Source organism: Paenibacillus sp. S150 (assembly GCF_019352175.1).
In the GTDB taxonomy this organism is placed as follows: domain Bacteria; phylum Bacillota; class Bacilli; order Paenibacillales; family Paenibacillaceae; genus Paenibacillus_AQ.
Genome location: NZ_JACBYI010000018.1, coordinates 21731 through 35957, shown reverse-complemented (window position 1 = coordinate 35957; position 14227 = coordinate 21731). Strand labels below are relative to the sequence as shown.

At 53.0% G+C, this 14227-nt stretch carries 9 protein-coding genes and 2 pseudogenes; 10 read left to right on the top strand and 1 reads right to left on the bottom strand.

The features are described from left to right. The first annotated feature begins 168 nt into the window (after positions 1 to 168). Entirely contained in the window at positions 169 to 2358 is a 2190-nt protein-coding gene (locus HYD27_RS17030) for an alpha-galactosidase (RefSeq protein ID WP_219217116.1), read from the top strand. A gap of 82 nt (positions 2359 to 2440) precedes the next feature. Here the strand turns inward: HYD27_RS17030 and HYD27_RS17025 are convergent, their stop codons facing one another. Next, the gene (locus HYD27_RS17025) at positions 2441 to 3058 is read right to left on the bottom strand and encodes a nitroreductase family protein (RefSeq protein ID WP_219217115.1); all 618 of its coding nucleotides are present in this window, start codon (positions 3056 to 3058) and stop codon (positions 2441 to 2443) included. Positions 3059 to 3300: 242 nt separating this feature from the next. On the opposite strand from HYD27_RS17025, the pseudogene HYD27_RS17020 reads away from it, so the two are divergent. The 9 genes and pseudogenes from HYD27_RS17020 to HYD27_RS16980 all read left to right on the top strand — a co-directional run bounded on the left by HYD27_RS17020 (position 3301) and on the right by HYD27_RS16980 (position 14223). Continuing rightward, positions 3301 to 3665 (top strand): annotated as a pseudogene (locus HYD27_RS17020) (helical membrane plugin domain-containing protein). 15 nt (positions 3666 to 3680) lie between these two features. After that, positions 3681 to 4858 (top strand): annotated as a pseudogene (locus tag HYD27_RS17015) (NAD(P)/FAD-dependent oxidoreductase). 1168 nt (positions 4859 to 6026) lie between these two features. Then, complete coding sequence (locus tag HYD27_RS17010) at positions 6027 to 6656, top strand: SGNH/GDSL hydrolase family protein (protein WP_219217113.1); 630 nt, start codon at positions 6027 to 6029, stop codon at positions 6654 to 6656. 183 nt (positions 6657 to 6839) lie between these two features. Then, complete coding sequence (locus HYD27_RS17005; protein ID WP_219217110.1) at positions 6840 to 7832, top strand: YhfM domain-containing protein; 993 nt, start codon at positions 6840 to 6842, stop codon at positions 7830 to 7832. A 171-nt stretch (positions 7833 to 8003) separates the two neighbouring features. Continuing rightward, positions 8004 to 8750 (top strand): type I methionyl aminopeptidase, encoded by a 747-nt coding sequence (gene map, locus HYD27_RS17000; protein ID WP_219217109.1) that lies wholly within the window; start codon positions 8004 to 8006, stop codon positions 8748 to 8750. A gap of 34 nt (positions 8751 to 8784) precedes the next feature. Further along, a complete protein-coding gene (locus tag HYD27_RS16995; RefSeq protein ID WP_309242081.1) occupies positions 8785 to 9531 on the top strand; it encodes a DJ-1/PfpI family protein in 747 nt (248 codons plus the stop codon). 306 nt (positions 9532 to 9837) lie between these two features. Next, entirely contained in the window at positions 9838 to 10260 is a 423-nt protein-coding gene (locus tag HYD27_RS16990; RefSeq protein ID WP_219217107.1) for an Rrf2 family transcriptional regulator, read from the top strand. A gap of 939 nt (positions 10261 to 11199) precedes the next feature. Then, positions 11200 to 11937 carry a metallophosphoesterase family protein gene (locus HYD27_RS16985; RefSeq protein WP_219217105.1) on the top strand — a complete coding sequence of 246 codons (738 nt, stop codon included), beginning with the start codon at positions 11200 to 11202 and terminating at the stop codon, positions 11935 to 11937. Positions 11938 to 13356: 1419 nt separating this feature from the next. Continuing rightward, positions 13357 to 14223, top strand: a complete 867-nt coding sequence (locus HYD27_RS16980; RefSeq protein ID WP_219217104.1) for a VOC family protein — start codon at positions 13357 to 13359, stop codon at positions 14221 to 14223. Positions 14224 to 14227 lie beyond the last annotated feature (4 nt).

The window sequence follows — 14227 nt, the reverse complement described above, 5'->3', positions numbered from 1 at the left end:
TATACTAAGCATGCGCTAACAAAATTTAAGCATAGGCTGTCAAACCAAGCGTTATGCGAAGCTGTTCAATGACGCAATGCTAACAAAAAACTAAGCAGACGCTTCAGAATTCAATTTTGTCCGAAAAATTGCAAAGAAGGCTCACTTACAACATTTTAGGAGGATCACATGGGAATTCAATTTCATCCAGAGGAACGCATATTTCATATCCGGAGCCGAGCAACCAGTTATGTTCTCCAGCTGCTGCCCACCGGCGTTCCGGCTCATGTCTATTGGGGCAGAGCTATCCGTCCAACCGCCTTGCCGTCTATTCTGCAGCGGACGGAGCGCTGTTCTTTCTCGCCCAGCCCCTATCCTGAGGATATGTCGATATCCTACGATACGATTTCACTGGAATATCCCTCCTATGGTGCGGGGGATTTCCGGCATCCGGCCTATCAGATCCAGGCGGCTGACGGAACGACAGCCTCTGAGGCGGTGTACAGCACCCATCGTATCCATAAAGGCAAGCCTGTGCTTGCAGGCCTTCCGGCTACCTATGCCGAGCATGGGGATGAAGCGGAGACACTGGAGCTGGAGCTGCTTGATGCGGTTGCGGGTCTTCGGATTATCCTCAGCTACACGGTCTTTGACGGATTGAATGCGATTGCGCGCTCTGTGCGCTTTGTGAACGAAGGTACGGGTCCGCTGAAGCTGCTGCGCGGACTCAGCATGAGTGTGGACCTGCGCGATTCCGGCTATGACCTGCTGCACCTGTCAGGCTCGTGGGCGCGGGAGCGCTATGTGGAGCGCAGACCGCTTGCGTCCGGCATGCAGGGAGTGGAGAGCCGCCGGGGCGCAAGCAGCCATGCCCATAATCCGTTCATTGCCCTGCTCTCCCGGGGAGCGGATGAGGATCATGGCGAGGTGTACGGCGTCAGCCTGGTCTACAGCGGCAGCTTTACCGCTCAGGCTGAGGTTGAGCCGTATCGAACGACCCGCTTGTCCATCGGGATGAATCCTTTTGATTTCACCTGGCTGCTTGAGCCGGGCGAGTCTTTCCAGACCCCGGAAGCGGTGCTGGTCTTCTCGGCGGAGGGCCTTGGCGCAATGTCCAGAGCCTATCACAAGCTGTACCGGACGCGTCTGGCCCGCGGAACCTTCCGTGACCGCACGCGACCCGTGCTTGTGAACAATTGGGAAGCTACGTATTTTGATTTCACTGCCGACAAGATTGAAGCTATCGCCCGCGCGGGCAGCGAGCTGGGCATGGAGCTGTTCGTCCTGGATGACGGCTGGTTCGGCCACCGCGACGATGACCGCAGCTCTCTTGGAGACTGGGTGGTAGATCCGGACAAGCTGCCCGAGGGACTGGAGAATCTGGCCCGGCGGGTGAATAAGCTGGATATGCAGTTCGGCCTGTGGTTCGAGCCGGAGATGATTTCGCCGGACAGCGAGCTGTACCGCCAGCATCCGGACTGGTGTCTGCATGTGCAAGGCCGCCGCAGAACGCTGGCCCGCACGCAGCTGGTGCTGGACTTCTCACGCGAGGATGTCTGCCAGGCGATCGGCGACCGGATTGCTGCAGTGCTGCGGTCAGCGCCGATCACCTATGTCAAATGGGATATGAACCGCAACATGACCGAGATCGGGTCTGCACAGCTGCCGCCGGAGAGACAACGGGAAACGGCGCACCGTTACATGCTTGGTCTCTACAGTGTGCTTGAGCGGATCACCTCGGAATTCCCGGAGGTGCTGTTCGAGAGCTGTTCTGGCGGCGGCGGCCGCTTTGATCCCGGCATGCTGTATTACATGCCGCAGACCTGGACGAGCGACAACACCGATGCGGTCAGCCGGCTCAAAATCCAGTATGGCACAAGCATCGTTTATCCGCTAAGCGCCATGGGCAGCCATGTGTCGGCGGTGCCGAACCATCAGGTTCAGCGCAATACTTCGCTTGAGCTGCGCGGACATGTGGCCATGTCGGGCAATTTCGGCTACGAGCTGGATTTGACGAAGTTCACGGAGGAAGAGAAGGCAGCGGTGCAAGCTCAGGTCGCGCTGTACAAAGAGCTGCGCCCGCTTGTGCAGTTCGGGGAGCAGTACCGGCTCCTGAGCCCCTTTGAGGGGAACGAAACCGCGTGGCTGATTGCCGCCGAGGATAAATCCGAGGCGGTGGCCGTATATGTGCGCACTCTGGCTGAGCCTAATGATGCATTGCACCATTTGCGGCTTAAAGGTCTTGATCCGCAAGCGGATTATGAATGGCTTGAAGGCGGCGGCGTATACGGGGGAGATCATCTGATGTATGCGGGATTGCCGCTGCCTGCGCTGCACGGTGATTTTCAAAGCATCCTTTGGCGTTTCCGCAGAGTGTAGCGCTTGCATCCAATTGTTCTGTATAGCGCAAAGAGCCTTTTCGGCATTATGGCCGGAAGGCTTTTTGCGCTGCATGCATTACTCACAAAAACTCGACAAATTCATTCACCGGCTTGCGGTAGCCGCGGGGTCTGATCTTGTGCTTGTTGTCTTTGCCGATGGTAATCAGCATGACCGGCACCATATTGTCCGGCAGATTCAGCACGGTCTTGACCGCTTCAGGATCAAAACCGATCATCGGGCAGGTATCCCAGCCCTTGTCCTTGGCAATGAGCATGAACTGCATGGCTGACAGAGAGGCGTTGCGGATCGCATCATCGCGCTGGAAAGCGTCATTTCCGATGTAGGAGCTGTTGATGGATTCAATCATTTGGTCAAAATCATCCTCGCTCATCGCTCCCAGCATTTTCAGACCGCTATAGATTTCAGGTGCCTGGAGATAGGCTTCCTTGTCTCCGAGTACGGCGATGACCGCTGAAGCAGTATGGATTTTGTATTGGCCATAGGCGGCTTCGCGGATTTTTTCCTTCAGGCCTTCATCAGCGATGACCTTGTAGCGGGCATGCTGCAAATTAAATGCCGAGGGGGCAAGGCGGGCCAGCGAGAACATCTCCTCCAGCTCACTCTGTGAAATCTTGATGCCCTCTACAAAGTTATTTGCCGATCTCCGTGCCTGAACCAATTCTGCAATAGTACTCATGTTCATTCCTCCATTGAATATGTAGTGGCTAATTATTAATAGCTATTTTTAATAAATAAACTTACTATTAGTTACTTGCTGAATATATCACGGCAGTTGTCCTCCGTCAATAACCAAATACACTGCAAAGCAAAATTTTCTTTTGAAAACGAGGGATGCAAAGGATTGCTGAAAAAAGAAGTGATTTTAATCACAAAATAAGGATATTCAGGCAAAAGGATTGTGACATTTAAGAGAGGCTTCTGGACCAGCTTTTAAAGCCCGAGGTCCGGGAATCATTAACGACGCTGGTGGAGCAGCTCCCCCAAATTACACAGCTTGTTGGCGCATTAACGAAATCCCTTGATTTCGTGCAGTCCGTTGCCTCTGACGAGGTGCTGAAGAATGACACCGTGGGAGCGATCAAAGAACTTGCCGAACCTGTGGTGGATTCCGTCAAAACGGTGGCCGCTACAGTGATCGAAGCCAGGGACCTTGCGAATGAAAGCAGTGAAACCATCAGCCTGTTCGGCATGATGCGCATGATCAAGGACCCGCAGGTACAGAAAATGCTCCGCTCATGAACGCATACCTGCAAATCAGCGGCGAACGAAATTTACAGAAATAGGACGGAGGAAATATCATGTCAAAGCATATCGTTATTCTGGGCGCAGGCTACGGCGGCCTTCTCAGTGCCATTAACGTGCGCAAATATATGAGTAAATCCGAAGCCGAAATCACAGTCGTCAATCAGTTTCCGACACACCAGATTATTACCGAGCTGCACCGTCTGGCCGCAGGCAGTGTTGCGGAACAAGCTGTAGCCATGCCTCTGTCCAAGCTGTTTGCCGGGAAAGACATTAATTTAAAAGTTGCCAGGGTGAGCTCATTCTCCGTAGAGAGCAAGCAGGTGCAGCTGTCGGACGGCACCTCGCTTTCGTATGATGCGCTTGTTGTTGCGCTAGGTTCTACTACCGCTTATTTCGGCATTCCGGGTCTGGAAGAGCACAGTATGGTGCTTAAATCCGCTGCTGACGCCAAGAAAATCCATGCACACATTGAAGGCCGTATCCGTGAATACTCCAAAACACATCATCCTGCCGATGCTGCAATTCTGATTGGCGGGGGCGGTCTGACCGGCGTGGAGCTGGTGGGCGAAATTGCCGATGTGCTGCCGAAGCTGACCAGACGCTATGGCGTGAATCCTCATGAGATCGAGCTGGTGCTCGTGGAAGCCGGCCCCTAAATCCTGCCGGTGCTGCCGGATCACCTGATCGAGCGTGCGGTGACCAGCCTGACTGCCCGCGGTGTAACTTTTCTTACAGGCCTTCCTGTTACAAATGTTGCCGGCAATGTGATCGAGCTGAAGGATGGCCGGCAGATTGCAGCCAATACCTTCGTGTGGACCGGCGGGTCCAGGGGAATCCGCTGGTCGGAGAATCCGGTCTGGAAGAAAACCGCGGCCGCGCCACCGTCAATGACTTCCTGCAATCCACCTCGCACCCGGAGGTTTTCGTGGCGGGAGACAGTGCGGTTGTGTTCGCCGCGGATGGACGTCCATATCCGCCGACAGCGCAAATAGCCTGGCAGATGGGCGAGCTGATCGGCTACAATCTGTATGCTTATTTGAATCACACCGCCTCCGAGGCCTTCAGTCCGATCAACTCGGGTACGCTTGCCAGCCTGGGACGCAAGGACGGGGTGGCCATTATCGGCGCGAGCAATACCCCGCTGAAGGGCTTGCCCGCAACCCTCATGAAGGAAGCGAGCAATATCCGTTATCTGTCCCACATCAAAGGCCTGTTCAGCTTGGCGTACTAATCCGTATTTATAAATTCTACAGCCTTCAAGCCGATACCCGGTTCCTTATGCCGTATAAGGAGCGGGACTGCTTGAAGGTTTTTTGGAAAATATAAGAACTTATATGCTCAGCACCCTAAATGATCCTTCTGTTTCCCGCTGAAACACGCCGTCCTTTACAAGGACGGCGCAGCCGTTTCTGCTTGCGCAGGATATACGCAGGCTTTTGGAGTGGACGCTCCGCGAACGGAGCGTTGTCTAGGTCGCTGTGCTCTCCAGATTAATTTCATTCCCCTTAGGTGCTGCGAGGAAATGAGTACCCGCTTTGTTGACAAAATCTCCACGGTTTTGGGAGTTTTGTCAGCAATGTAGCGGCACTTTATTTCGTCGCAGTCTCTTAGCGGTGAAAATCCGGAGACCCGGGCGGCCGCTGCCGCTGTTCTGCGGGTCCGTCCGACCGCTCCGCTGTTTAAGCGGGGGGCGGTTCTGTCATCTTTAAAAAACACAATAAAGAAACTTAATGTATAGGAATGGTACCGGCTTATATGAAATGAACCGGAGAACCTGAACAAGCGGATGGAACGCAAGGGAGAGATTCGTAGGGGGCTGAAGCGAAGTGTAAAAAGTAACACTAATGGGCTGAAATTCTGGCTTGAACGGGCTTTAGTGGGATTTTGTACACTTCATGGAGGCCCGCTCCCCCCATACGGCTGATTTCAGCCGGATTAGTTGTACTTTTTCCCACTAGGGACGATCCAGTATCCGAATGCGGTGGATTAGTTACCCTTTTTACCACTAAAACGGCTGCCCTTTGGATGAATGGTTCAAGTTCATCATAATGTAGGCGTATTCCTCTGCAAGGGAGAGAAACGGATCGATAGGGACCCTTTTTCCCGCTAACCCTTGCGGAAAAGCTGCTGGGGGAATATGAAGTGACCTTATCCGCTTGGCTCCCCGCCTGGCTTCAGCAGCCAGCCTTACACCTGAAATGCAAACAGCTGCGCTGCCCGGTCAAGGACGGCGCAGCCGTTTCCACTTGTGTGGGAGGGATGCGGTGCTGACCAGTTGAAATTGAATGAATTCACAGGCGGCAGGCACTGATGCTGTATAATAGGTGCTCCGCAAAAATCTATTTGCTATAATAAGTTTGTTTATACTATAACTGATGTTTCATAGGAGGATATCCAGTATGGAATTTCAAGAAAACGATATCATTTTGTTCCAGGGCGACAGCATTACCGATTGCGGCCGAAACTATGAAGATCCGTCTTCGCTCGGCGTGGGCTACGCGCTGATGACAGCCGCCCGGCTTGGGCTGCAATATCCCGAGAAGAAGCTGACCTTTATCAACCGTGGAATCAGCGGCAACCGTGCGGCTGATCTGCAGCAGCGCTGGAACAAGGACTGCCTGGAGCTGAAGCCGACTGTGGTTTCGATCTACATCGGCATTAACGACACCTGGCGGCGTTTTGATTCCGGTGAGGAAACTACGGCTGCACAGTTCGAGGCTTCATACCGTGATCTGATTGAACGCACGCAGGAAGCCGCCGGTGCGAAGCTGATCCTGATCGAGCCCTTTGTGCTCCCGGTCCCCGAAGACCGCAAGGGCTGGCGCCGGGATCTGGACCCCAAAATTCATGTAGTGCGCGGGCTGGCCCGCGAGTACGGCGCTGCGCTGGTCCCGCTCGACGGTCTGTTCGCTGCAGCCTCCGTCAAGACGGCCCCTGCCTTCTGGGCGCCGGATGGCGTGCATCCTTCCCCGGCCGGACATGCACTTATTGCCGAGGCCTGGCTGAGAACAGCAGGAGCCATCGGCTAATCCATTATACAGGCTGCACTCCTTTACATAGCTTGCCTGTCCCTAAAGACCAAGTCCGTGATTTATAGCGGGCTGGTCTTTTTACTAATCAGCAGGGCAATGTTATTTGCTTCACAAGGCTGCTATAATTGTAGAATACATATGGATTTGGAGGTGGGCCCCATTAGGAGGCTGCTGCTGATTGTGTCAATTCTGCTGGCTGTTCTGCTAAGCGGCTGCCAGAATGCTTTTGGCTTCATCAACGCGAAATGGATTTCGGAGATTACCCTGGACTATGAGCCTCTTGACGGCAAACAGGCTGCCGGCCCGTTCGAGAGCCGGACGTTTACCGATCCCGCATTTATCAAAGTGATGGCAGATGCTATGAACGGCAGCAAGCGGATACAGGGTAAGCTGGATTATGGTGTAGAGTTCAGAATGAAGCTGACCTACGGGGATGGCTATACGGAGGGCTATATTCTGAATCTTGGAGAGGACAGGGGAAACCGGGGACTGCTGGTTCCGGAGGATAACAGCGGCAAAGGATATTCGGTCTCCGTTAAAAACGCTGATAAGCTGAGAAAGCTGGTATATGATGAAGAAAGCTCCGGCGCTGACGCCGGCGGGTTAGAGGCTGCGCAGGCTTCGGTCACAGTCAATGGACCGGTAACGGTATCGCGGAATGATCTGCTCCCGGTAACGGGGATGCATAGATATCTGAATCTGCAGCTGCTGCAGGGGCAGTACAGCGAAGATTGGACAACGCCTTCGGCGCTTGGAGGAAGGAGCTGGAGCGGCACATTCCGGCTGGCGGTGTCGGATGAGCAGGGGGAGGCGATAAGCAGCTTTGCGCTGAGCCGGTATTTTACGGAGGAGCTGAGCTTTGGGGAGCTGTTTCAAATCCGGTTCGGCGATTACAACGGGGACGGCAATCCGGATTTCACCATTGGACAGTATGGCTCAAGCAACGGATCATTCTTCAAGCTGTTTACCTTGAACATGGATAATTACTCCATTCGGGAGTTGAATATACAAGGGGCGACGGAGCTGTTCATCAGCAGTGAGGACAGGCACTCCGTCAAGCTCGGGCAAGTGGACGGAGGCTTCAAGGCCGGCCGCTATGACAATGCTCTGGGCAAGCAGGTGGAAGATCTTTACCGCTGGGACGGGAATGCTTCCAAGTTCATTAAACAGTGAACGGCCCGGCACTGAAGGAACGGAACAGCGGGAATGCCTAATATTATTGCTGCGGTCCGCAATGGCGGGATGACCCCGCAGGTACAGTAATGAAATACAAATGTACGGCAGAATAGATGTAGATGTATAGGATACCAGGGCGTTGACTTGAACCGAGGGGAACGTGGACAAATGACGAGCGATACAGCACAGGATTTGCAAGGTCTGAAGGCAGTCGGGCAATTAGTAGGCTATACCATTGCGGAAATGAGAAAAAATGTGGTGCCGGGCATGACAACCGCTGAGCTGGACGGTATGGGAACGGCGATTCTCGAACGGTTCGGTGCGAAATCTGCTCCGAAGGTCACTTATAATTTTCCGGGGAGCACCTGCATCAGTATCAATGAAGAGGTGGCCCACGGAATTCCCGGCCCCAGGGTCATACAAGCCGGAGATTTGATTAACATTGACGTTTCCGCCGTGTTGAACGGCTATTACGGGGATGCAGGGGTTTCTTTTCAGCTGCCGCCGCACAATGAGAAGCTTGTCCATCTGTGCCGCAGCGCCGAAGAGACGATGATGAGTGTGATCAATCATCTGAGGGCAGGCATGAAGGTGAACGAAATCGGCAGAGTGATGGAGCTGGAGGCCCGCAAGCGCGGCTACAAAATTGTACGCAATCTGTGCAGCCACGGCATTGGGAGATCGCTGCATGAGAAGCCGTACGAGATCCTTCCGTTCTATAATCCGCGTGAGAGGACTGTGCTTAATGAAGGGCAGGTCATTACGGTCGAGCCGTTTCTGTCGACAGGAGCGGATTTCGTGGAGCAGCAGTCCGATGGCTGGACACTCAGTGTGGAGGACAGCAGCCGGGTGGCCCAATATGAGCATACGATTATAGTTACCAAGGGGAAGCCGGTTATCCTGACAATCGCCTGACTCTACAAGGCGTATTGGCGGACCGCCCTTTCATATGAAGCATGTGAAGGTGTTCGGAGCCTCGCGGGAAGAGCGTATCAGTGCGGTTCTGCGGGGGAGTTCCTGCGGTGGGTTGCACGGTGATTCAGGCTTTCACGTAATGCTGGAGGCATATGGCAGCGAATGGGTTACGGATACCCGGGAGGTGAGAACAAAGATGCGTATGGCTTTTGTGCTTTTTGACGGAATCACTTTTCTGGATTTTGCCGGCTTTTATGATGTGATTCGCCGTTTGGGGGCATTTGAAGCAGGACAAGGGCTGGAAATGGATATCTGCGGCTTCAGCGGAGAGGTGGCGGACGAGCAGGGACTGATCGTCAAGACCGGTCAGATTCAGCCGGATTTGGCGCAATATGATCTGGTCTTTGTGCCGGGAGGAATGGGGACCAGGAAGCTGCGTGATGACGGGCCGTTCATTTCCTGGCTGCAGAGCGCCAAGGATGTTCCCTATAAAGTATCGGTGTGCACCGGCTCATTGCTGCTGGGTGCAGCCGGATTTCTACAGGACTGCTGGGCCACAACCCATCCCTCCGCTTACGAATTGCTGGAGCCTTACTGCGCGCAAACAGTGAAAACGCGGATTGTGCAGGACGGGCAGGTCATTACAGGGGGAGGAGTCTCCACTTCCATTGATTTAGGGCTGTACCTGATGTCGCTCCTGGCCGGGGAAGAAGCCATGCTTGCTGTGAAGAAGCAGATTGATTATCCTTATGAAGTGCAGGGGATTATCCGCAGACAGTAGACTGCTGGGAAATGGGGCTGCAGTCCGTAGGGGAATACGGTTTTGAGCTGCAGCAGAGCTGGGCGGATGGCGTGAGAAGGCTTTGCTGCCGGGCGCAAGCGCGCTTTTGTGGCGGCGCCCGCCCGCCTCTCCTCAAGCTGAGGCGGTGGCTCGGATGGTTAAGGTTGTAAAGGGCAGTCTTGGGCAAACCGGGCTCTCCAGGAAATACCCAAGCCAGGCAGCCTGACTCCTGCACATATTGACAACTCGCTAGAATGTAACTATTATTGTTGCATCTATGGGCTAACGCACTAAGGAGAGATTTCCATGAACATCAGCACCCGCTTTGCGGTGGCTATTCATATTTTGACGCTGATCGACAGCAACAAGGAAGGCAAAAGCACCTCGGAATGGATCGCAGGCAGTGTCAACACCAATCCGGTGGTGATCCGGCGGCTTACAGGCATGCTGCATAAGGCCGGACTGGTAGAAGTACGCCCCGGTGTAGCGGGAGCTAGGCTTACGCGAAGCGGGGCGGAAATTACCCTGCTGCAAATTTATAAGGCTGTGAATGCGGTGGAGGCGGACTCCTTGTTCTCCGTTCACGAGCATCCAAATCCCAGATGCCCGGTCGGCCGCAACATCGCCGGAGCCATCGTCCCTGTCTTTTCCCTCGCCCAGCAGGCGATGGAGAATGTGCTGGAGGGAGTCACACTGGACCAGATCGTGAATCAGATTCCCGTATCCTGAAGTAGAATGCGCATTGTCTTTGCAAGGGGGTCCCCATAGTCATCCCATGGCTATGGCTGTGGGATGCCCCTTTATCTTGGTTTGCATTGCTTGTGCCGGACATGCCTGGAACTCCGGGAGCTGAAGCGGAAGAAGTACACCTGAAACAAGACAAATCCCTCCCGTAACCACGCTAGTGGGAAAAAGTGGACCTAATTTGATCCAAAAGGCATACTTGTACCGGATTATGCCCGGATTAGGTGTAGAAAATCCCGCTAAACACTTCTGCAAACGCGGATTCCGGCAGTTTAGGGGTACAAATTCCACTTAACAGATGTAATGCGCAGAGAGAGGGCTGTTTGCGGGAAATGAGCTATACAAGCGGAGCTTTGGAAAAAACAGTGAAATTTAAGTTAACTTTCAGCCTGGATTTATGTGATTTTAAGGTTCAGGGAGTATAGTAAAGATCTCCACCCCCCAGTGGATAGATTTTTGCTTAGATCCTGTCGTGCCTCGGCGGGATCTTTTCCATTTTCCGAGGCAAGATTCCGACAATTTCAGCAAAGCTTTATTTCATTTTCATACGCTTTTAAGCTTCAGGGTTTATAGTCATCCTATGACCCCCTTATAAATAGACCTTGGCCCTGCCGGACGTTGGCGGGGTCACTTTTTTATACAAAAGAATACAAAAACCGATGCAGAGAGCCGCCCGCATCCGCTCTTGTTTTATTGGCTGCACAGGCCGGAAGTCTTTACACAATATTCCATATACAGTAGACTGAACACCATGCATGCTCTGGAAGGATAGGGTTGAAATAGCTTATATATTATTGATAAACGGATGTAACAGAAATGGTTAATTGATGGAAGAGAGACTAAGGTGAATATGGGCTGTGCTTGAAAAAAACTGGCATAAGGGTTGAAGTTCAGCTTATCCGGTACAGCAACGGGGGGACATACGTGGAGAGAATCGCAATTATTTCGGATATTCATGGGAATGCAACGGCGCTGGAGGCTGTTTTGGCAGATATTCGGCAGCGTGGGATCAGCCGGATTTATTGTCTCGGAGATCTGGTGGGCAAAGGGCCTGACTCCGGCCGGGCGGTTGACCTGATTCAAGAGCATTGTGAGAAAGTGGTCAGAGGCAACTGGGATGAATTCATTGCAGGCGAAAGCGCGCTTGAGCTTGAGGTGGTGAAGTGGCATCGTGCTCTGCTGGGACCGGAGCGGCTTGCCTATTTGAGCGGTCTGCCGTTCTCTATTGAATTCCGGATGAGCGGCAAATATATCCGCCTTTTTCATGCCTCGCCGCGGAGTGTGAATGAGCGAATCCAGCCTTGGGACGATCCGGAGCTGCGCCTGTCGATGTTTGAACCATCCGAGCAGTGTGCCGAACAGCTGACTGCGGATGTAGCGGGCTACGGGGATATTCATGGGGCATACCTTCAGCATCCGGCCGGGAAGACGTTATTCAATGCGGGAAGTGTCGGCAATCCGCTGGATTTGACGCAGGCCTCGTATGTCATTATGGAGGGGGAATACGGGGGCGAAGCTCCGGCGCCGCTGAATATTCAGTTTGCAAGAGTGCCTTATGATATCGAGCAGGCTGTGCAGCAGGCCGCAGATTCGCAAATGCCCCAGTTGGAGCCGTATATTAGAGAGCTTAGGACTGCGGATTACAGAGGCAAGGGCCGATAACTTCAAGCTGTACATCTCCCGAGATCCGGTTTCAGTCATGTTCGATGAAGTTTCATGAAGGCCTGGCCATGATTTGGCCGGCTTTTTCTAAATATAGAATTTATATGCTTGGCACACTAAATGATCCTTCTATTTCTCGCTGAAACGCCCCGTCTCTTATAAGGACGGCGTAACCGTTACCACTTGCGTAGGAATACGCAGGCTTTTGGAGTGGACGCTCCGCGAACGGGGCGTTGTCCGGGTTTCGCTGTGCTCTCCAGATTTATTTCATTCCTCTTAGGAGCTGCGGGGAAATGAGTACCCGCTTTTGTTGACAAAAGCTCCACGGTTTTGGGAGTTTTGTCAACAATGTAGCGGTACTTTATTTCGTCGCAGTCTCTTGGCGGTGAAAATCCGGAGACCCAGGCGGCCGCTGCCGCTGTTCCGCGGGTCCGTCCGCTCCGCTGTTTAAGCGGAAGGCGGTGCTGTAATCTTTAAAAAACACAATACAGAAACTTAATGTATATGAAATGAACCGGAGAACCTGAACAAGCGGATGGAACGCAAGGAAGAGATTCATAGGGGACGAAGCGAAGTGTAAAAAGTAACACTAATGGGCTGGAATTCTGGATTAAACGGGCTTTAGTGGGATTTTGTATACTTAATGGAGGCCCGCTCCCCCCATACGGCTGATTTCAGCCGGATTAGTTGTACTTTTTCCCACTAGGGATGATCCAGTCTCCGAAGGCGGTGGATTAGTGATCCTTTTTACCACTAAAATGGCTGCCCTTTGGATGAATGGTTCAGGTTCATCTTAATTTAGGCGTATTCCTCTGCAGGGGAGAGAAACGGATCAATTAGGGTTCCTTTTTCCACTAAGACCTTGCGGAAAAGCGGCTGTGGGAGTATGAAGTGACCTTTTCCACTTGGCTCTCCGCCTGGCTTCAGCAGCCAGCCTTACACCTGGAATGCAAACAGCTGCGCTGCCCGGTTAAGGACGGCGCAGCCGTTTCTGCTTGAAAGATAAGAATTTATCCTGAATTTCGAAAGTAAGTATCCACAAATCATCTAAAAAGCTCTACACGAAGGGATGTCTTGCTACAAACAGCTTGCACCAAATGGGTGAAGGAAAAAGAGGGGTTATCCCTTGTCCGATCTGGATTTGTTCATTTCACTTTCGAAATTCAGGTTTATATGTTCCACGCTCTCAATTAGCCTTATCTTTCTCGCTGAAACGGATACCGTCTTTATAAGGACGGCGCAGCCGTTTCTGCTTGTTTTGGAGAAGTAATTGACAAACTTATGGAATGCTACTATAATAAAGTAAGTTAATTTGTAACGGAATTGGTTACAGGGTGCACTGGCAGTACCGGCACTGTTGAGACTAACCGGGACAAAAGGAATTATCCGAGAACCATCTATACTCAGGAGGGGTTAATTATGACAACAGCCGCAACCTTGCCGCAAACCTTGGAAATTGGACTTGTGCAGCTTCGGGTAAGCAATTTGGAGCGCTCGCTCGCCTTTTATCAGAATGTAGTGGGACTGAAGCTGCTGCGCCAGAACGGGCGTGAGGCGGACATGACGGCCGACGGCAAGCGGGTGCTTTTGACGCTGCGCGAGATCGGGAATGCACGGGTGCTCCGCCGCAATTCGGCCGCGGGATTATATCATTTTGCCATTCTGGTGCCGGACCGTCCCAGCCTTGGACTGGTGCTGCGCAATCTCATGGATTCGGGAATTCACATCGGACAGGGGGATCATCTGGTCAGTGAGGCGCTGTATATTCAGGACCCGGACAATAACGGAATTGAGCTGTACCGTGACCGGCCGCGGGATACCTGGAAGCATGAGGCTAACGGCAATGTTGTCATGACTACAGATCCGGTGGATGCGGAGGGACTGCTGGCAGCTTCCGAAGGTCTGGCGTGGACCGGATTGCCTGCGGGTACTGTGATCGGGCATGTTCATTTTCATGTTGGCGATCTTGGCGAGGCCCGCAGGTTCTATGTCGATACGCTGGGCTTTGAGCCGATGGCACAATACGGTGATGCAGCGCTGTTCATCTCGGCTGGAGGATATCACCACCATATGGGGCTGAATATTTGGGCGGGTCAAGGGGCTCCGGCAGCGCCGGCGGATGCGGCGGGCATTGATTATTTCACCCTGCTGCTGCCAAGCCTCCGGGAACGCGATGCAGTGGCTGGGAGGGTGCGTTCCGCCGGATACAGAGTGGACGAAACAAATGGCATTGTGACGGTCACCGATCCATGGAATATCGGCATCAAGCTGCTGGTGAAGGCTTAAGTTC

Bases quoted from the DNA above. Each gene is read 5' to 3' on its own strand.
- HYD27_RS17030 (WP_219217116.1), top strand. From the start codon at position 169: ATGGGAATTCAATTTCATCCAGAGGAACGCATATTTCATATCCGGAGC.
- HYD27_RS17025 (WP_219217115.1), bottom strand. From the start codon at position 3,058: ATGAGTACTATTGCAGAATTGGTTCAGGCACGGAGATCGGCAAATAAC.
- HYD27_RS17010 (WP_219217113.1), top strand. From the start codon at position 6,027: ATGGAATTTCAAGAAAACGATATCATTTTGTTCCAGGGCGACAGCATT.
- map (WP_219217109.1), top strand. From the start codon at position 8,004: ATGACGAGCGATACAGCACAGGATTTGCAAGGTCTGAAGGCAGTCGGG.
- HYD27_RS16995 (WP_309242081.1), top strand. From the start codon at position 8,785: ATGAAGCATGTGAAGGTGTTCGGAGCCTCGCGGGAAGAGCGTATCAGT.
- HYD27_RS16990 (WP_219217107.1), top strand. From the start codon at position 9,838: ATGAACATCAGCACCCGCTTTGCGGTGGCTATTCATATTTTGACGCTG.
- HYD27_RS16980 (WP_219217104.1), top strand. From the start codon at position 13,357: ATGACAACAGCCGCAACCTTGCCGCAAACCTTGGAAATTGGACTTGTG.